Below are 16418 nucleotides of genomic sequence, written 5' to 3' on the forward strand. Positions count from 1 at the left end.
AGATGAGCGAAGTGATTGAAAAAGCAAAAAAGGCCAAAGTCGCAAAGGAAGAACTGGTTCATCAGCCGACTGAAAAGAAAAATGAGGCGCTTTCCTTCATCGCTGAGGCGCTCCGTTTTAAGCAAGATGAGATATTAGCAGAAAACGAGAAAGATATCGTCCGCGGCAAAGAAAAAGGCGTTTCGCCTGCGCTGCTTGACCGCCTTGCCTTAACGCCGGAAAGGCTGAATGATATGGCAGACGCCGTCATGCTGCTCATTAAGCTTGAAGATCCTGTGGGGGAAACGCTTGAAACGATCCGTAAAGACAACGGGCTTTTCATTGAAAATGTCAGGGTGCCGCTCGGAGTCGTCGGAATGATCTACGAGGCCCGTCCGAATGTAACGGTCGACGCCGCAACCCTCTGTTTGAAAACGGGAAATGCCGTCATTCTGCGGGGCAGTTCATCAGCCATCAACAGCAATCAAGCGCTCGTCCGCGTGATCAGGGATGCGCTCGAACAATCTGCGCTTCCGCAGGATGCCGTTCAGCTCATTGAAGATACAGGCAGGGAAACGGCAAAACAGCTGTTCACTTTAAACGACGGCTTGGATGTGCTGATTCCGCGAGGAGGGAAAAACCTTATCGATATGGTGGTGCGGGAATCCACAGTGCCTGTGCTTGAAACAGGCGCAGGGAACTGTCACATATTCATTGATGAATCGGCAAAGCCCGACATGGCCGAGCAGGTTGTCATCAATGCCAAAACGCAGCGTCCTTCTGTCTGCAATGCAATTGAAACGGTGCTCATCCATAAAGACTGGGCGGAAGAGCATACGAAAGCGCTGCTTCAAAAGCTTGAAGAAGCAGGCGTTGAAATCAGGGGAGACGAGGCCGTATGCACGATGCTGCCATCTGCGGTTCCCGCTCGCGAGACAGACTGGGAAACCGAGTTTCTTGCGCCGGTTGTCAGCATCAAAACCGTCGCCGGGATCGATGAAGCCATCCGGCACATCAGGCAGTACGGCACACGTCATTCGGAAGCGATTCTGACTGAAAATCAGGAAAACGCCCGGTTTTTCTTAACGTCTGTTGATGCTGCAGCGGTTTACCACAATGCTTCCACACGTTTTACAGACGGCTTTGAATTCGGCTACGGCGCCGAAATCGGCATCAGCACGCAAAAGCTTCACGCAAGGGGGCCGATGGGCCTTAAAGCGCTGACTTCTTCTAAATATATCATTAAAGGAAACGGACAAATCCGGATATGAAAGTGTAACATCCTGTCTTGACATGCAGACAGGATGTTTTTTTGTTGCGTTATTACATTTAATTTTATAAAATTAAATTGTGCACAATCGAAATTGAAGGAGACGATAATCATGAAACCGCTATTTACCTCGCAAGCTACTGCCAAAGGTGGCAGAGACGGACAAGTCACTTCATCTGACCGCGTCCTTGAACTGGAGCTGGCCATGCCGGGAACGCCAAAAGCCAAAGAGAACGAAAATGCCACCAATCCGGAGCAGCTGTTTGCCGCCGGATACGCGGCATGTTTTGACAGTGCATTGCAATTGACCGCCCAAAAAGCGCGTCTTAAAATGGAGACAGAGGTGACGGCGAACGTCAGCCTTCTGAAAGATGAAGCAGATGGAGGCTATAAGCTCAGTGTCACGCTGCAAGTAAAGGGAACCGGCGTTGAACAGCCGGAGCTCGAAAAACTCGTTCATCAAGCTCATACCGTTTGCCCGTATTCAAAAGCAATTTCCGGAAATGTTGATGTCAACCTTGAAGTTATTTCTTAAAAAGAGAGGCGCCTTCACATCGAAGGCGCCTCAGCGTGTCGACAAACCCTCGCATTCGTTGTCAGGCCTGCGCGTCGGTGCTCACGAATTCCAACATTCGCTCCGCTCCGATGCTCAGCCTTCCTAGACTGCAAGGGTTTTCAATCACGCTGAAGGGATGACAAAATCCCAAAACAAAAAGCCGTTTTGGGATTTTGTCAACAATCTGAAGCGCCTTCACATCGAAGGCGCCTTTTTGCTGTCTTTACTGCGCATCTGTTTTTTTCGTCAATGAAGCAAGAAGGGATTCAAGCGTTTGCTTCAAGTTTTTCAGTTCGCCAGCCGACAGATCGGTCTGGGCGATCATGTGTTGCGGAATGCTGCTAGCTTTTTCTTGAAGTGCCTGGCCGCCTGCTGTCAGCCTGACGATCACAGACCGTTCATCTTCAGGCGACCGCTCTCTTGTTAAAAGCCCGTGCTGCTCCATTCTCTTCAGCATCGGCGTCAGTGTGCCGGAATCGAGATAAAGGAGCTTACCCATTGTTTTGACGCTTAATTCCTCGTGTTCCCATAATAAAAGGAGTGCGAGGTACTGAGGATACGTAATATTGAGTTTATCAAGCAGCGGCTTGTAAAGCTTCGTCATTTCACGCGAGCTTGCATAAAGGAGAAAACAAAGCTGTCTGTCAAGCCTCATATGTTCAAATTCATTTGCCATCGTTTCACCAACTCTTTTCTATGTTCCTTTTTATTGTATAAGATTTTGCGTTCTTTTCCCATTGTTCGGCTGAAAACCCAAAAAAACAAAAACGGATGTTTAAAAAACTCGTTTTGTGAAATATAAAGAGTAGAGGAAAAAAACGTAAGGAGGAATCAGGATGACTGCATTATTTACAGCAAAAGTCACGGCAAAAGGCGGAAGATCCGGACATGTCAAATCAGATGATGGGGTTTTGGACCACAACATTGTCATGCCAAATGAAAAAAAAGAAGGCGAATCAGGGACAAATCCTGAACAGCTTTTTGCGGCGGGTTACGCGGCGTGCTTCGGTGGCGCATTGGAGCATGTCGCAAAACAAAAAGGCATTGAAATCGATTCTGAAGTCGAAGGCCATGTAAGCTTGCTGAAGGATGAGAGTGACGGCGGTTTTAAAATCGGCGTCAAGCTGATCGTCACATCGGGCGAGGTAGAAAAAGAAAAAGCGAAAGAGCTGGTCGAAGCCGCTCATGACTTTTGCCCTTATTCAAAAGCGACGAGAGGAAATATCGACGTCAGTCTTGAAGTAAAATAATTCAAACACAAAGGTGAAAACGAGAAAGCAAACAAAGCTTGTTTGCTTTCTTTTTTAGAAAGGAGCAGCATATGTCATATCTTAAAAAAGCGCTTGTATACACCGTGCTCTCTCTCGCTTTTGTCCTTGCAGGATGCGCAACCGGAGCTAAGGAGAACAACGGAGATCAACCCTCGGCTGATACGGCCAAACAGAAAGCGCCTGATTTGAAAACATATTCTCTTGACAAAAATATCCGGTCTGAAGAAGATTTTGATTTGATAGGCAAGTATGTTCATGCCGAAGATGACCAAATCACGCTCGAAATAAAGGATAAGGAACTGATTGTCCCGAAAAGCAGCCGCTTTCACAGCGAAGAAGACCATGATGACTTAATCGGGAAGCTTGTGAAGGTAGAGGTGGATGGAAAAACGCAAGAAGCGGAAGAAGCCGAGCTAATGCCGCAGTCAAAAGCCGACCAAAATGGCGTATATGAGCAGGAGAAAGACGGCAGCCGAAAAATCATCGCCACGTTTGTCAGTGAGTCGGAGCAAAACATTACAATCAAAACAAAAGCAGGGGAAAAAACTTATCAGAAAACAGCCGATTTTGAGAGGGATGTTGCCGAAGCACCTGAAAAACTGAAAGGGAAAATCGTCAGGCTTGAAATTGAAAAGGATGGAAAAGCAGAAAGCCTTGACTTTGAATCGGAAGATCAAAAGCTTGAATGGTATGAGCCGTCTGCTTCAAAATGAAAAAGCTTCCTTTATAAGGAAGCTTTTTTTAATATTCCACTTTTTGATCGGTAGTTTCCCACGTAAGAAAAGGCTCAAGCTTTGCTTGAAGGTCCATTTTATAAAAAGGAATTGTCCGTTCGCTTTTCGTTTTGGTGATTTCTTCATAAATAAAAGAGTCGTCAAAACCGGCCGATGCGGCATCTGAATGCTGAGCGGCAAAGTAAACTTCCTTCGGTCTCGCCCAGTAGATGGCTCCCAGGCACATTGGGCACGGTTCACAGCTTGTATAAAGAATGCAGTCGTTCAGCTGATAATCGCCAAGTGCTTCACAGGCGAGCCGAATAGCCGTTACCTCCGCGTGCGCTGTCGGATCATTGCTTGTTGTGACATTGTTTTTTCCCTCGGCGATAATTTGGCCGTCTTTGACAATCACAGCGCCAAAAGGTCCGCCTGTGCCGCTTTTCACGCTCTCCACCGCAAGGTCGATTGCGCGCTGCAAAAATGTTTCATGATTCATTTCTGTATCCTCCTTGGTTGTCCTGCCTTCTTATTATAGCTGATGAATCCGGCAAAATAAACTTGTATCAGAATATTCAGTATGTTTGATTTCAAACCGCACATCGCATACAATGAATGCTAGTATGATGAACGGGGGATGATGTTTTGCTTACATTGTATATTGCAAGACACGGTCAGACGGAATGGAATATAGAAAAAAGAATGCAAGGCTGGGAAGACTCCAATTTAACGGCTTTGGGGCTGGCAAACGCAAATGCCCTCGGCGAACGGCTGAAAGGTGTTCAATTCCAGGCTGCATATTCCAGTCCAAGCGGCAGGGCCGTTGATTCCGCGCGGGCTATGCTGCAGAACCGCAGCATTCCCTTTATAACAGACGACAGATTAAAAGAAATCTCGATCGGCCGCTGGGAAGGAAAAACGTATGATGAGATCAAACAAAGCGATCCTGACTTGCTCGAAGCGTATTTTAATGCGCCTGAAACATACATGCCTGATGAAGGGGAGAGCTTTTACGATTTTGAAAAACGGGTCAGCCAGGCGTATGAATTCATTCTCCGCCGCCATCGGGAAGGCAATGTCCTCATTGTCAGCCATTCCGTGTTTATTTTGATGCTCTTGAATGTGTTGAAAAAGAGGCCGGTCAGTGAACTATGGAATTCAAGCTATGTTCATGACACAGCTCTTGCGGTTGTAACAGTTTCCGAGGATGGAAGCGTCACGATCGAAAGAGAAGGAGACGGGGAACATAGAGTAGAAGCAAAGAATGCCACCTGGTAGGCATGCCAAAAAGCCTGATTGTTGAAATCAGGCTTTTTCTATTAGCGAGGCTTGCGCCTCTTAGCCGGAATATATTTTCGCACTGAAGCTGTGAAGCGTGGCAGCGGAAATCGGTTTGTTTTTTGAAAGACAAACGGTTTTGACATCTGCCGCATCTGCTTCCGCTTTTTTTCCGAAAAGTAAGACCGTAAGAGAAAGCGGGCCTTTTGCGATTTGCTGATATGCCAGAAGGCAAAGGTTGTCGGCGATTGTGCGGCTGATCATGCGGCGTGCTGACCACAGCTGCTGCTGTCCCTCTTCATCAAACTGAATATATGCTGCTGCTCGTTTTTTCGTAAAGAGTCCTGACAGACCGTTTTGTTTGATCTGCTTCATGAGAGCGAGCGGTTCAGACAGCGGCGGAGCGGTCAGTCTGTAGCTGTCAGAGGAACATTTGGCTGCTGCCAAAAAAGACATGATCGGCAGGTAGCCCGCCAGACGCCCGCCGCTGTTGAAGAGCTTCTCTGCAAGCATCTGGTCGGTCTTTTTCATGCGGATTTCTGTAAAGTGCAGGAGATGGTGCAAATCTTCGAGCGTGTGTAAAAATCCTTTGAGTTCATGTTCCATTTCGGATTGCGCCTGATCGATGCCGTATGTCCTTGCTGTTTTCACGCTGGAGAAAAGAACATGAAAATGGCGGTTCAAAAGGTGTATTAAATCGCTGATTCGCTGGTGGGAATAGCGAAATTGGCGGGCGAGCGCGTGCAGATCATTGATGTTCAGCCGGATCGTCATGTCAGCTCCTCGGCTTTCAGCTGAAGCCGCTCAATTTCTTCGGACGCCTGCTCTTTAATGGCTCTCAGCCTGTCATACACGCGGGATTCCGCTCGGTCAAGATCGTCCAAAAGCGCGTCATACATTTCGCGCGCCTGTCCGCGCCATCCGTTGATATACATTTGGTGTGCTTTCAAAATAGAAGAACTTTCCTGCCTCAGCTCATCAATGGCGGCATTCACGTCTTTTACGTATAGCTGAAGAGAGTGAATGTCTTCCTGATATATTTTTCGTTTGATTTTTCGTTCTAACGCTATTCCATCGTCAATCACTACATATTTTCCTTCCCTTCCATCATCTACTACAAATATGTTAAAAGAAAAGGATACGGAAGGAAATCGTACGAATGAATCAAAAGTCTTAATGTTTTTTGGGCGGACGTACCTTATATAACGGTTCTTTCGGCCTAAAAAGGACTGAGGCCATGAAAAGAGCCGCCCGTGTGAACAGGCGGCGTTTGTGTTGGATTTTTTGTGAAATTAAACAGTCTGAGCCAGTTTGCCTCTTGCTTGTTTGGCTGCTTCAACCATATTTTTAAGCGCTGCGATCGTTTCTTCAGGCTGTCTCGTTTTTAAACCGCAGTCAGGGTTGACCCAGAAGCGATCAGCCGGGCAGACTTTCAGCGCGTCTTCTATGATCGTGAGCATTTCATCACTGGAAGGGACGCGAGGGCTGTGAATATCATATACGCCAAGCCCGAGCCCTTTCAGGTAAGGGTGCTGTTCCAGATAATCAAGGAATCCGCCGTGGCTTCTGCTGTGCTCAATCGTAATGACGTCTGCGTCAAGATCTTCGATCGCGTCTACGATATCTTCAAAGTTGCTGTAGCACATATGCGTATGGATTTGCGTCGTATCTTCCACGGATGAAGTGGACAGTCTGAACGCTTCGGCAGCCCATTTGAGATACTCGTCCCAATCCCGTTCTTTAAGCGGCAGGCCTTCTCTCAAGGCAGGTTCATCGACCTGAATGATTCGAATGCCTGCTTTTTCAAGCGCCTCAACCTCTTTACGGAGGGCACAGGCGATTTGGAAGGCAATCTCTTTTCTCGGCAGGTCATAGCGGGCAAAGGACCAGTTTAAAATGGTAACAGGCCCTGTCAGCATGCCCTTGACTTTCTTCGAGGTCAAGGATTGGGCATAAACTGTTTCTTTTACCGTCATCGGCTCTTTAAACTCGACATCTCCGTAGATGACCGGCGGCCGGACGCAGCGGGAACCGTAGGACTGAACCCAGGCGTATTTAGTAAAGGCGAATCCTCCGAGCTTTTCGCCGAAATACTCAACCATGTCTGTCCGTTCGAATTCTCCGTGAACGAGAACGTCAAGTCCGAGCTCTTCCTGAATATCAATCCATTTCTTTGTTTCTTCCTGAATAAATGCTTCATACTGCTCGTCGGACCATTCTTTTTTCCGCCATTTTTGCCGCGCGCTCCGCACTTCCGCCGTCTGTGGGAAACTGCCGATCGTTGTTGTCGGCAATAGGGGAAGTCCGAGAGATTCATTTTGAATCCGCAGTCTTTCTTCAAAAGCTGTCGGGCGTTTAAAGTCTTCCTCAGTCAGCTTGTCTCTTTCTTCGGCAAAGGCCGAATTTGTGGCTGCACCGTACTGTTTGAGAGCTTGAAGGTGTCTGTGAGCTTCATCGATTTCCGCTTGGATGGCCGCTTTTCCGGAAACAAGTCCGTTCTTCAGCAGTGTAAGCTCCAGAAGCTTTTCTTTTGCAAAAGATAAACCGTTCAAGAGATCATCGGCAAGATGTTCGCCAGGGTGTTTTGCGACAGGGACGTGAAGCAGGCTGTTTGAAGGCTGAATCCAGACTTCGTCAACACCCGCTCTCTGGATCAGCTCATGTGTCAGGTCCAGGCGCTCTTCGAGATTGGCTTTCCAAATGTTGCGTCCGTCTAAAATGCCGGCGGCAAGGACTTTGTCTTTAGGAAAACCGTGTGTTTTTAGATGTTCGAAGTTTTTCCCTTTATCATGAACAAAATCAAGCCCAATTCCGGCGACAGGAAACGATATCAGCTCTTCATAAGCATCAATCGAGTCAAAATAGGTTTGCAGAAGGATATTCAGTCCAGGGACTTCCTCTGTCATCGTCTGATAGATTTCTTTGACAGCAGCCGCTTCTTCATGTGAAGCCGTCACAAGAGCAGGTTCGTCAATTTGCACCCATTTGACGCCTTCCTGCTCAAGCTCTTTCAGAACCTGGATGTAAAGAGGTGTCAGTTGGTTATAAATATCTTTGATGTCTTGTTGTTCATAGCCTTTTGCAAGGGCTACGAAAGTGTAAAGGCCGAGTATGACGGGCTTTGTTTCTGTTCCCAATGCTGCTTTTGCTCTTTTGTAATCTTCAAGCGGTTTGTTTCTTGTCACGCGGTATTGTGCGCCTTTTTCATATTCAGGCACAATGTAATGATAGTTTGTGTTAAACCATTTTGTCATTTCACACGATACAGCATCTTTCGTGCCTCTCGCCATTGCGAAATAAGTATCTAAAGGATCATTTACATCCTTGAATCTTTTTGGAATCCAGTTGAACATCACCGCCGTGTCAAGAACGTGGTCGTACAGGGTAAAGTCGGAAACCGGTATGATATCGATTTGCTGATCAAGCTGAGTCTGGAGCGCTGCTAAAAATTGATCGTCCATTTCTTTTAAAAAGGTCTCACGGTCAGTGTTTCCTTTCCAATAAGCCTCAAGCGATTTTTTCCATTCTCTGTTCAAGCCGATTCTTGGAAAACCCAAGCTGCTCGTTTTTACATTAGTCATTTCTGGTCTCCTCCTTTTAGTGTTCAATAAAAAAAGACACTCACACTTCGGACAATGAGAAGGTGAATGCCTGAAAACAGCATTTTGCGAACGAGAAATAAACGTAGCGATTGTTACGTCAACTCGAACACCTCCTATCGACCGTAGGTTTTTGGTGCGTCAGAACAGGCAGGTCTCCTGGCTCATGAATCGACGGTTATTTCCCCCTTCCCATATAGAAACAGTGGGTTTTATGAAATGACCTCCTCATTCACAGTGGCGGGACCGCGTTGGATTTTCACCAAACTTCCCTTTTAAAATCTAACCTCGTTAGATTACCATGTTCCCGGCGATGAAATTGTTTAGTAGATTATATACCGCCACGATCTTTTAGTCAAAATAATTTTTGAATTCTTGCAATTAAAAAGATTCAGCCTTATGCAAGGCCATGAAAAAAGCCGCCGACATTGTCGGCAGCCTCCTTTAGGCTGTTAAAGGGAAAGAAGTTTTGCTTCGCCGGCTTTTTCCGCCAGTACCTCCGGCGCTGACAAATATAAGAATCCGTTGCCGATCAGCGCTTTTGAGTAATCAAGAGGAAGCGTGCGGCGGATTAACTGAGCATACAGTTCGGGTTCTGTCAGTTTCCGTTTAAACGCCTCTTCTTCAGCTGACTTGATGAGAGCGAGCGCGCCGCTGACGTGCGGTGTAGCCATCGATGTTCCCGTCAGCTTTCCGTATTGATGATCAGGCAATGTAGAGAGGATTTCTTCTCCAGGTGCAACGAGGTCAATTTCTTTGTTCGCGTTTGAGAATTCGGAAGACTCCCGCGTCAATGACACGGACCCGACAGCGATGACTTCGTTGTATGCAGCCGGGTATGAGTACTCCTCTGTACGGTCATTGCCGTCGCCTTCGTTTCCTGCGGCGCAGACGACAAGCACTCCGCTTTTCACGGCGTTTGTCACCGCTTCTTTCAATTCCGGAACGTCGGCAGGACCGCCGAGCGACATTGAAATGATATCGGCTTTTTGCTCGACGGCGTAGTTAATCCCGTTGATGATCCATTCATAATCCCCGCTGCCGTCTTCACCGCCGAGCACCTTGACGATTAATAGGTTCGCTTCGGGTGCTACGCCGGAAATGCCTCCGTTTTGATCGTTTGCGGCAATCGTACCCGCCACATGGGTGCCATGTCCATTATAATCATGAAATTGATCTTCTTTTCCGTTGTCATCATCAGTAAAGTTTCTGCCTCCGATGATTCGGTCTGCCAAATCTGGATGGGTTGCATCACAGCCTGTATCAAGCACTGCGACAGTGATATCTTTTCCTTTAAAACCTTGTGACCACAGCTCCGGTGCCTTAATCGCATCGATTCCTTCCGGCAGTTCGTTCACGTCCATCAGCTTTGTGTCAGTGACATAAGGAATTAATCGCATTTGCATTTCAAAGCCCTCCTTGTTATATGCTGCTTTAGATGGGTTACAAGGTGCGTGATTTTATTGTAAAACATTCACTTTGTTAAAAAAAGGTTCATTTGTATGAATTTTATGAAAAGTTAAAAAATATAGATAATAGAGGAGAAAAGTCGAATAACTGCGAACAATGCTGGAATTGTAAGCGAAAAGACCTGTGAAAGCGGTGAAAGGGCGAGAGAATCACTAGATATATGAGATTTCGCTTCATCATATTATCCCGGCAAAAGGATATCCTATTAAAAAAAAGGAGTTGATACATGATGAAAGAACATGAAGATGAAAAAAGAGACGAATTATCAATCGAGCAGGCGGAGTTTGTGCCGCATCCAAAATATGAAGGAGAATACGCGCTTTTGCTGCACGAAAACTATCACCTGCTGTCAAAGGACGACCTTGAACAGGAAAGCGAAAAATAAGAACGGAGCTCGGCACCTCGGCGAAAGAGCTGGTTTAATTTTGACGAAAAAGGGTATCAACACATAATAGAGAGCATGAAAGTTGCTTTTCTTATTGACAGTTATCCTTTTTTTCTGTAATCTCATTGTGTCCGGTAAATACAGCTCTTCGTTAGGTGAGGCTCCTGTATGGAGATACGCTGCTGCCCAAAAATGTCCAAAGACGCCAATGGGTCAACAGAAATCATCGATCTAAGGTGATTTTTAATGCAGCTGGCATGCTGCCTATGCCATACAGTGCTAAAGCTCTACGATGGAAGGCGTTAGGGTTTTATTTTGTATGGCTTTTAACACCTTCATTTCGATGAATAGGTGTTTTTTTATTTTTTGAGGAAAGTGAACTTTCCGTATTAATCAAGGAGGTGGAAGTATGGATTCTCCCCATTCGAGGCGGTTTAAACATACGAGAAATATTTTACAGCATCACACATTGATTGATGAGGAGATCCTTATACTTCACCCCTTTTGCTATGGTGATATAAGGATCTCCTGAAAAGGGAGGTACAGATTGCCATGGTAAAAAACATGACATATGATGAACTGATTTTACGCATTATTATTTTACTGAGAGACGGAAAACGAAAAGAGTTTCAAAACGTTTTAGAGGAACTGCAGCCTTATGATATGGCGATTCTGTTTAAGGAAATGCCCGAAAAGCATCGCGGCCGGTATCTGTCTTTTTTAACGGTTGAAGACATTACCGATCTCATGGGCGAACTTGACAGAGAAGAGCAGCTTGTCGTTCTGAACAAGGTCGGCAAGGAAAAGGCGATCCATGTGATGAATAAAATGGACAACGACGACCTTGCCGCGCTCTTTGAAGAAATGGACTCAGAGCTGAAAGACCAGCTTCTTTCCAGCATGGAAGCGGAAGAATCTGAAGCGGTCCGCGTTCTGATGAACTACCCGCCTGAAACAGCGGGAAGAATCATGACAAACCGCTATGTCTGGATTCCGCAGCATTACACTGTAAAAGAAGCGGTCGTCAAGCTGAAAAGCTTTGCGGAAATCGCAGAGTCCATCAACTATTTATACGTAATCAATGAACAAAAGCAGCTTGTCGGGGTTATCTCATACCGGGATCTCATTTTGGCAGAACCCGATGAGAAGGTACAGGAATTAATGTTTACAAGGGTCATATCGGCGGACGCTCTTCAAGATCAGGAAGAAGTCGCAAGGCTCATTGAGCGGTACGACTTTCTGGCGATTCCCGTTGTAGAAAAAAACCATGAGCTTGTCGGGATCGTAACGGTCGATGACATTATTGACATCGTCATCCAAGAAGCAAATGAAGACTACGAAAAATTTGCTGCATCAGGTAAAGCGATCACGTTTGATACAAAATCGTATGTCGCTGCATATCGACGTCTGCCGTGGCTGATTTTGCTTCTGTTCATCGGTTTGATCTCAGGCAGCATCATGAGCTATTTTGAAGACACGCTGCAGCAGGTTGTCGCATTGGCCTTTTTTATGCCGATGATCGCAGGAATGACGGGTAACACCGGAACACAGTCCCTCGCTGTCGTTATCAGAGGGCTGTCAAAAGAAGAGCTCAATAAAAAAACGATTTTCCGCTTGATTTTCCGGGAGCTCAAGGCCGGCATTATTATCGGTATTGTGTGTGCGGTCGTGATTACAGGAATCGCGATTGTATGGCAGGGGAATCTGCTGCTCGGATTTGTGGTAGGGACTTCGCTCTTTGCCACGCTGATCATCGGAACGATGGCGGGAACGATCGTCCCGATCATCCTTCACAAGTGCAACGTCGACCCTGCGATTGCATCAGGTCCGCTGATTACAACATTAAATGACATTTTATCACTGTTGATCTACTTCGGCATTGCAACTGCATTCATTCATTCGCTGTAAGCAGCAGCCCTCCTTTTTTAGGGAGGGTTTTTTGCTTGCCAGAATCCGTAAAAGCCTTTATATTTTAGGCAGAGATCAGGGGGGATTGGTATGAGAAGGATTGCAGCTGTGCTGATTTGTTTAGCCGTTGCAATGATTGTTGCCGGCTGTAAGAATGAAGATGAAGGAAAAGACAGGCGGCTCGTCGCAGTTGAGGATATGCTTGAGGCAATATTAGACGATGATTTATCAAAGATGAAGCGGTTGTACGTGGAGGGCGCAAACCCTTCTCCGGAAACAATCCTGAAAGACAAACAGAAATGTGGAATTTCCGGGCTTCATGCTGATGATTTTCAAATTTCTGAAGCGAGCATCCATGTGTTTCATGCCGCTTATAAGATGGAAAATACCGGTCAGCCCGGAACGATCGCGTTTCGGATACGCAATGATCCAGATAAAGGCGTTATGATTGATTTCATTGGATACATAAAGGAAACGAAACAGTAGGAAAACAGGTGACGAATCATCCGGAGGGAATGATTCGTTTTTTTTAGCGGTTTTTGTATTTAAAATGAGCGTTAAGCTGTCCTTCGAGCATTTTCTTTCTGAGCTGCTGGTCGTTTTTCAGCCTCTGTTCTTTTTTGCGCATATCTTTGAGGATTTCTGCCGTCTGAACACCGTCTTCCCGCTTGTTTGCGATTTCCATCAGCCGTTCGACGTCAGCGAAGGAATATTTGCGCGTGCCTCTTGAAGAGCGCTGCGGATAGATCAGCTTGCGTTCTTCGTAATAGCGGATCTGCCTGACCGACAGACCCGTCAGCTCGCTGACAATGCCAATTGAAATCACTTTTTTATCTTTATAAGAAAGATCTTCGACTGTCATTTTCCCACCCCTAAGATGACTTTTTTTGTATTATATAAGAAAACGCGCGAAAAAACCTGACATCTGTTAGAAAATCTAACATTGTTGAAAAACTTTTTAAAAAACCACGGAAGAAAAGTTTACAGGAACCATGCAATGGGTAAAAGTGTTTTGTATGCTGTAGGTACAGACTGATGAGGGGGAATCGTTGGATGAAGGAACACAAAGCAATCTCACTCGCCAAAGAAATCGTTGCCTTAGACAATAAGAGAGACGAATTGCTCGAGACATTAATGAAGCTTGCCGGCAAGGATGCGTTTCCGCTGCTGAGAGCGGTGCAGAACGGCTTTTATCAAAAGTCCTCTTAAATCCGGAAGGGGGAGTGAAAGCAAACTTTACAAGCCCTTAAAGCCTGGTTAATAAATAAGGTCTATTCTTATAGTATACAATCAACGAAAATGAAAGGAGAAGATCATGAGCAGATTGTTAAAAAACGCTTTGGAAAAGGAAAGAAACCACTATTTAAAAAAACTGAACTCACTCGGTGAGTATAATCAGGATGTTTTGCAGAGGATGACGATTACGGAACTCAGAAATGAATATTTTTATTTTTTTCGGAAAAATAAAGCCCGTTTTCAAAATCGGCCATTTTGAAAAAAACGGGCTTCTTTTTAATATCTTAAAAAAAATAAGCAGGAGTTTTCTTTCGGATAACGAAAATATATACATATAGAATATGGGAAAAGCATGACCCTTTCTTTTTCTACATTTGTAAGGGTTTTCATTTCCCGGGTTCATTTTAAGAAAATAGTATAAGAGGTAGATGATATGAGACTTTCGTTTAATGAGGAAGAAGTTCACCGTGCTATGTCGCTGTACAAGGTTTTTGCCAGGGCTTTTAAAAGCGTTTCAGAACATAGTATTCGGGACAGCAAGGAACACGGCTTTAATCCTACAGAATTTGCTGTATTGGAGCTTTTGTATACGAGGGGAGCCCAAAAGCTGCAGCAAATCGGCTCGAGGCTGCTCCTTGTAAGCGGGAACGTAACCTATGTGATCGACAAACTGGAAAAAAACGGTTTCATCAAACGAGAGCAGGACCCGAAAGATAAACGGTCTGTCTATGCGAATTTGACGGAGAAGGGAAAGGCATATCTCGATGAGATTTATCCGATCCACTCCCTGAGAATTGCACGGGCTTTTTCAGGCTTGACAAAAGAGGAACAGGAGCAGCTGATGGCCCTTCTGAAAAAAGCCGGAATCCACAGCCAGCACCTATTGTTTCGCTGAAAAAGTCAGTTTTCCGAACGGTCATTTTCTTTTAAGTGATCGAGAATAGCTTTGATCTGTTTGTCTTGGGGCTGTCTGAAGAAGCTTTCGAAAGGGCATCCGAGTTCCTTTGTGCGTTTGACGACAGCCTCCATCGTAAAATTAGAGGGTGACAAGTCTGAATGGACTTCATCCCAAAACAGCGGTGCGGCTACTGTGCCAAGCTCATTGCCTCTTGTGGAATACGGACAGATGATCGTTTTTCCCGGAGCATGCTGCACATAGTCAATATAGAGTTTCCCTCCCCTGTTTTTAATCAGGCGTTCGGTTGTGAACAGATCGGGAAAAAGCGAGACACAATAAGAAGCCGCAAAGCTTGTGAAAAGGCGGGTTTCTTCATAAGTAAAGGCGTTTTTTGAAATCGGAATATAGATTTGTATCCCTTTATTTCCCGACAGCTTTGGAAATGATGAGAGGCCGAGCTGATCAAATAAACGGTACAGCTCTTCCGCGGCTCTGACGGCCAGCGGAAACTCCGACTTTGAAGGCGGATCAAGATCGAAAACGATTTCGGTCGGATGGGCCGTATCGGCCGTTTGAAAAGGGATATGGAACTCCAGCGCAAGCTGGTTGGCAAGCCACAGCAGAACCGAATAATCGCTGCAGATGATATGCTCGTGCTCATCATCCCGAATGGACGTGATAAATTCGGGTGCGTAGTCGGGCTTGTTTTTTTGGAAAAAAGATTCTCCGCCGGAACCGTGTGGATAACGGATAACGGTAAGGGCCCGATTGTCGAGAAACGGAAGCAGAAAATCGCCGATTTCATTCAGATATCCGATGTAATCCGCTTTTGTTTTATTGCTTTTAGGAAAGATGACTTTATCAAGGCTTGTCAGCTGCAAATCGGGATGGACGTTTCTTGAATGAAGCAGCAGCCGCTTGTAAGTACAATCTTCCCATGCCATGTCTAATTCAAATGAAACAAACGACACCTCGCGCAATGTCCCGTAATGAATCGTTAAATAATGAACCGTCATGCAAATCGACGGATCAATGGTATATTCGCCGGGCTTTGTTTCGGTTCCGTATTGCTTGACGATCGAAAGAATGGCGTTTCTTTCCTGTTCTCCGAGTCCGTGGGAAACCGAACCGACTTCTTTGATTTGACCGCGGTCATAGACGGCGATTGTCAAATAACGGTTTGCCATGTTATAGCCTGTCATAAATACAGCAGCTTTTTTGTAGTTTTTGAGCTTGAGCCATTCGGCCGATTTTTTATTTTCAGCCCAGCGGCTGTCTTTTTTCTTCGCGACAATTCCCTCGCCGTCAAACCTTTTAACAGCATTCCAAAGGGCGTGGAAATCAGAAGTGTCAGGGATGTATTGAATTCGTGCATGAGCCATCGGATCGGGAGCCATCGGCAAGCCGAGCTCTTTCATCAGGTCGGAAAGCATGCGTTTTCGTTCGGTATAGGGGAGCGAGGTTAAACTTTCTCCTTTAAAGACCAGTAAATCAAAAGCCAAGTACTGGCACGGTTTCTTCGCGGAAGCTTGTTCAATTAACTCTGCCTTTTTGCTTAGCCCCCTTTTTTGGACGTATTCAAACCGGGAACGAAAACGGTTTGTCAACGACACAATTTCCCCGTCAATCATGATCGGCAAGTGTTCTTTGAGATTTTCGATCATACTTTTTGCAAATTCCGTAATTTCCGGAAAGGTGTTTTCGAGCGGCTGCGTGTTTCTGCTGATCAGCGAAACTTCGCCGGACTGCGAAATCTTTAAAAGTCCTCGATACCCGTCATATTTGGCTTCATACCGCCAATTGCCGCCTGTGGGAGCGGATGTAGTCAATACGGGCTGCATCGTGATTCCCATTT

At 45.8% G+C, this 16418-nt stretch carries 19 protein-coding genes and 2 riboswitches; of the genes, 11 read left to right on the forward strand and 8 right to left on the reverse strand.

The features are described 5' to 3' along the window. Nucleotides 1-2 precede the first annotated feature (2 nt). Both MKX80_RS07435 and MKX80_RS07440 read left to right on the forward strand, forming a co-directional pair. A complete protein-coding gene (locus tag MKX80_RS07435; protein ID WP_154996703.1) occupies nucleotides 3-1250 on the forward strand; it encodes a glutamate-5-semialdehyde dehydrogenase in 1248 nt (415 codons plus the stop codon). A gap of 108 nt (nucleotides 1251-1358) precedes the next feature. Then, a complete protein-coding gene (locus MKX80_RS07440) occupies nucleotides 1359-1784 on the forward strand; it encodes an organic hydroperoxide resistance protein (RefSeq protein WP_261763417.1) in 426 nt (141 codons plus the stop codon). Between the two features lie 244 nt (nucleotides 1785-2028). Here MKX80_RS07440 and MKX80_RS07445 read toward each other — a convergent pair whose 3' ends face one another. Then, nucleotides 2029-2481, reverse strand: a complete 453-nt coding sequence (locus MKX80_RS07445; RefSeq protein ID WP_154997244.1) for a MarR family transcriptional regulator — start codon at nucleotides 2479-2481, stop codon at nucleotides 2029-2031. A 160-nt stretch (nucleotides 2482-2641) separates the two neighbouring features. Between MKX80_RS07445 and MKX80_RS07450 the strand changes: the two genes are divergently transcribed. Both MKX80_RS07450 and MKX80_RS07455 read left to right on the forward strand, forming a co-directional pair. Then, a complete protein-coding gene (locus tag MKX80_RS07450) occupies nucleotides 2642-3055 on the forward strand; it encodes an organic hydroperoxide resistance protein (RefSeq protein ID WP_339228264.1) in 414 nt (137 codons plus the stop codon). A 71-nt stretch (nucleotides 3056-3126) separates the two neighbouring features. Then, nucleotides 3127-3789, forward strand: a complete 663-nt coding sequence (locus tag MKX80_RS07455) for a hypothetical protein (RefSeq protein WP_154997248.1) — start codon at nucleotides 3127-3129, stop codon at nucleotides 3787-3789. A 28-nt stretch (nucleotides 3790-3817) separates the two neighbouring features. On the opposite strand, the gene MKX80_RS07460 is transcribed toward MKX80_RS07455, so the two are convergent. Continuing rightward, nucleotides 3818-4288: a nucleoside deaminase gene (locus MKX80_RS07460; protein WP_154997251.1), complete on the reverse strand. Its 471-nt coding sequence runs from the start codon at nucleotides 4286-4288 to the stop codon at nucleotides 3818-3820. A 146-nt stretch (nucleotides 4289-4434) separates the two neighbouring features. Between MKX80_RS07460 and MKX80_RS07465 the strand changes: the two genes are divergently transcribed. Then, nucleotides 4435-5067: a histidine phosphatase family protein gene (locus tag MKX80_RS07465; RefSeq protein WP_154997253.1), complete on the forward strand. Its 633-nt coding sequence runs from the start codon at nucleotides 4435-4437 to the stop codon at nucleotides 5065-5067. A gap of 60 nt (nucleotides 5068-5127) precedes the next feature. On the opposite strand, the gene MKX80_RS07470 is transcribed toward MKX80_RS07465, so the two are convergent. The 4 genes from MKX80_RS07470 to MKX80_RS07485 all read right to left on the reverse strand — a co-directional run bounded on the left by MKX80_RS07470 (nucleotide 5128) and on the right by MKX80_RS07485 (nucleotide 10072). Further along, nucleotides 5128-5841, reverse strand: a complete 714-nt coding sequence (locus MKX80_RS07470) for a hypothetical protein (protein WP_154997255.1) — start codon at nucleotides 5839-5841, stop codon at nucleotides 5128-5130. Then, entirely contained in the window at nucleotides 5838-6152 is a 315-nt protein-coding gene (locus MKX80_RS07475; RefSeq protein WP_154997258.1) for a DUF5082 domain-containing protein, read from the reverse strand. The genes MKX80_RS07470 and MKX80_RS07475 overlap by 4 nt, the downstream gene beginning before the upstream one ends. Before the next feature lie 207 nt (nucleotides 6153-6359). Then, entirely contained in the window at nucleotides 6360-8648 is a 2289-nt protein-coding gene (gene metE / locus MKX80_RS07480) for a 5-methyltetrahydropteroyltriglutamate--homocysteine S-methyltransferase (RefSeq protein WP_154997260.1), read from the reverse strand. Nucleotides 8649-8797: 149 nt separating this feature from the next. After that, nucleotides 8798-8985, reverse strand: a riboswitch (cobalamin riboswitch). Nucleotides 8986-9118: 133 nt separating this feature from the next. Beyond that, nucleotides 9119-10072 carry a S8 family peptidase gene (locus MKX80_RS07485; protein WP_003181011.1) on the reverse strand — a complete coding sequence of 318 codons (954 nt, stop codon included), beginning with the start codon at nucleotides 10070-10072 and terminating at the stop codon, nucleotides 9119-9121. A 293-nt stretch (nucleotides 10073-10365) separates the two neighbouring features. Here MKX80_RS07485 and MKX80_RS07490 point away from each other — a divergent pair, with 293 nt between their 5' ends. From MKX80_RS07490 to MKX80_RS07500, 3 genes are all read left to right on the forward strand, one after another. Further along, nucleotides 10366-10521, forward strand: a complete 156-nt coding sequence (locus MKX80_RS07490) for a transcriptional regulator SplA domain-containing protein (protein WP_154997293.1) — start codon at nucleotides 10366-10368, stop codon at nucleotides 10519-10521. Between the two features lie 140 nt (nucleotides 10522-10661). Further along, nucleotides 10662-10826: riboswitch (M-box (ykoK) riboswitch) on the forward strand. 247 nt (nucleotides 10827-11073) lie between these two features. Next, nucleotides 11074-12429: a magnesium transporter gene (mgtE, locus tag MKX80_RS07495; protein ID WP_154997263.1), complete on the forward strand. Its 1356-nt coding sequence runs from the start codon at nucleotides 11074-11076 to the stop codon at nucleotides 12427-12429. 90 nt (nucleotides 12430-12519) lie between these two features. Further along, entirely contained in the window at nucleotides 12520-12915 is a 396-nt protein-coding gene (locus MKX80_RS07500) for a hypothetical protein (protein ID WP_339228267.1), read from the forward strand. Nucleotides 12916-12958: 43 nt separating this feature from the next. Here the strand turns inward: MKX80_RS07500 and MKX80_RS07505 are convergent, their stop codons facing one another. After that, a complete protein-coding gene (locus tag MKX80_RS07505) occupies nucleotides 12959-13291 on the reverse strand; it encodes a MerR family transcriptional regulator (RefSeq protein WP_020451114.1) in 333 nt (110 codons plus the stop codon). 191 nt (nucleotides 13292-13482) lie between these two features. On the opposite strand from MKX80_RS07505, the gene MKX80_RS07510 reads away from it, so the two are divergent. The 3 genes from MKX80_RS07510 (at nucleotide 13483) to MKX80_RS07520 (ending at nucleotide 14560) form a co-directional block, all read left to right on the forward strand. Next, nucleotides 13483-13638 (forward strand): hypothetical protein, encoded by a 156-nt coding sequence (locus MKX80_RS07510; protein WP_154997268.1) that lies wholly within the window; start codon nucleotides 13483-13485, stop codon nucleotides 13636-13638. 106 nt (nucleotides 13639-13744) lie between these two features. Continuing rightward, entirely contained in the window at nucleotides 13745-13924 is a 180-nt protein-coding gene (locus tag MKX80_RS07515) for a hypothetical protein (RefSeq protein WP_025812004.1), read from the forward strand. Between the two features lie 174 nt (nucleotides 13925-14098). Next, nucleotides 14099-14560 (forward strand): MarR family transcriptional regulator, encoded by a 462-nt coding sequence (locus tag MKX80_RS07520; RefSeq protein ID WP_020451117.1) that lies wholly within the window; start codon nucleotides 14099-14101, stop codon nucleotides 14558-14560. A gap of 5 nt (nucleotides 14561-14565) precedes the next feature. Here MKX80_RS07520 and MKX80_RS07525 read toward each other — a convergent pair whose 3' ends face one another. Further along, a complete protein-coding gene (locus MKX80_RS07525) occupies nucleotides 14566-16416 on the reverse strand; it encodes a DNA ligase D (protein WP_182070784.1) in 1851 nt (616 codons plus the stop codon). Between the last annotated feature and the right edge of the window lie 2 nt (nucleotides 16417-16418).

Source organism: Bacillus sp. FSL K6-0972 (assembly GCF_037976035.1).
Lineage (GTDB): Bacteria > Bacillota > Bacilli > Bacillales > Bacillaceae > Bacillus > Bacillus haynesii.

Excerpts from the sequence above, each read along its gene's own strand:
- MKX80_RS07435 (WP_154996703.1), top strand. The coding sequence starts at position 3 with ATGAGCGAAGTGATTGAAAAAGCAAAAAAGGCCAAAGTCGCAAAGGAA.
- MKX80_RS07445 (WP_154997244.1), bottom strand. The coding sequence starts at position 2,481 with ATGGCAAATGAATTTGAACATATGAGGCTTGACAGACAGCTTTGTTTT.
- MKX80_RS07450 (WP_339228264.1), top strand. The coding sequence starts at position 2,642 with ATGACTGCATTATTTACAGCAAAAGTCACGGCAAAAGGCGGAAGATCC.
- MKX80_RS07455 (WP_154997248.1), top strand. The coding sequence starts at position 3,127 with ATGTCATATCTTAAAAAAGCGCTTGTATACACCGTGCTCTCTCTCGCT.
- MKX80_RS07460 (WP_154997251.1), bottom strand. The coding sequence starts at position 4,288 with ATGAATCATGAAACATTTTTGCAGCGCGCAATCGACCTTGCGGTGGAG.
- MKX80_RS07470 (WP_154997255.1), bottom strand. The coding sequence starts at position 5,841 with ATGACGATCCGGCTGAACATCAATGATCTGCACGCGCTCGCCCGCCAA.
- metE (WP_154997260.1), bottom strand. The coding sequence starts at position 8,648 with ATGACTAATGTAAAAACGAGCAGCTTGGGTTTTCCAAGAATCGGCTTG.
- MKX80_RS07485 (WP_003181011.1), bottom strand. The coding sequence starts at position 10,072 with ATGCAAATGCGATTAATTCCTTATGTCACTGACACAAAGCTGATGGAC.
- MKX80_RS07490 (WP_154997293.1), top strand. The coding sequence starts at position 10,366 with ATGAAAGAACATGAAGATGAAAAAAGAGACGAATTATCAATCGAGCAG.
- mgtE (WP_154997263.1), top strand. The coding sequence starts at position 11,074 with ATGGTAAAAAACATGACATATGATGAACTGATTTTACGCATTATTATT.
- MKX80_RS07500 (WP_339228267.1), top strand. The coding sequence starts at position 12,520 with ATGAGAAGGATTGCAGCTGTGCTGATTTGTTTAGCCGTTGCAATGATT.
- MKX80_RS07505 (WP_020451114.1), bottom strand. The coding sequence starts at position 13,291 with ATGACAGTCGAAGATCTTTCTTATAAAGATAAAAAAGTGATTTCAATT.
- MKX80_RS07510 (WP_154997268.1), top strand. The coding sequence starts at position 13,483 with ATGAAGGAACACAAAGCAATCTCACTCGCCAAAGAAATCGTTGCCTTA.
- MKX80_RS07515 (WP_025812004.1), top strand. The coding sequence starts at position 13,745 with ATGAGCAGATTGTTAAAAAACGCTTTGGAAAAGGAAAGAAACCACTAT.
- MKX80_RS07520 (WP_020451117.1), top strand. The coding sequence starts at position 14,099 with ATGAGACTTTCGTTTAATGAGGAAGAAGTTCACCGTGCTATGTCGCTG.
- MKX80_RS07525 (WP_182070784.1), bottom strand. The coding sequence starts at position 16,416 with ATGGGAATCACGATGCAGCCCGTATTGACTACATCCGCTCCCACAGGC.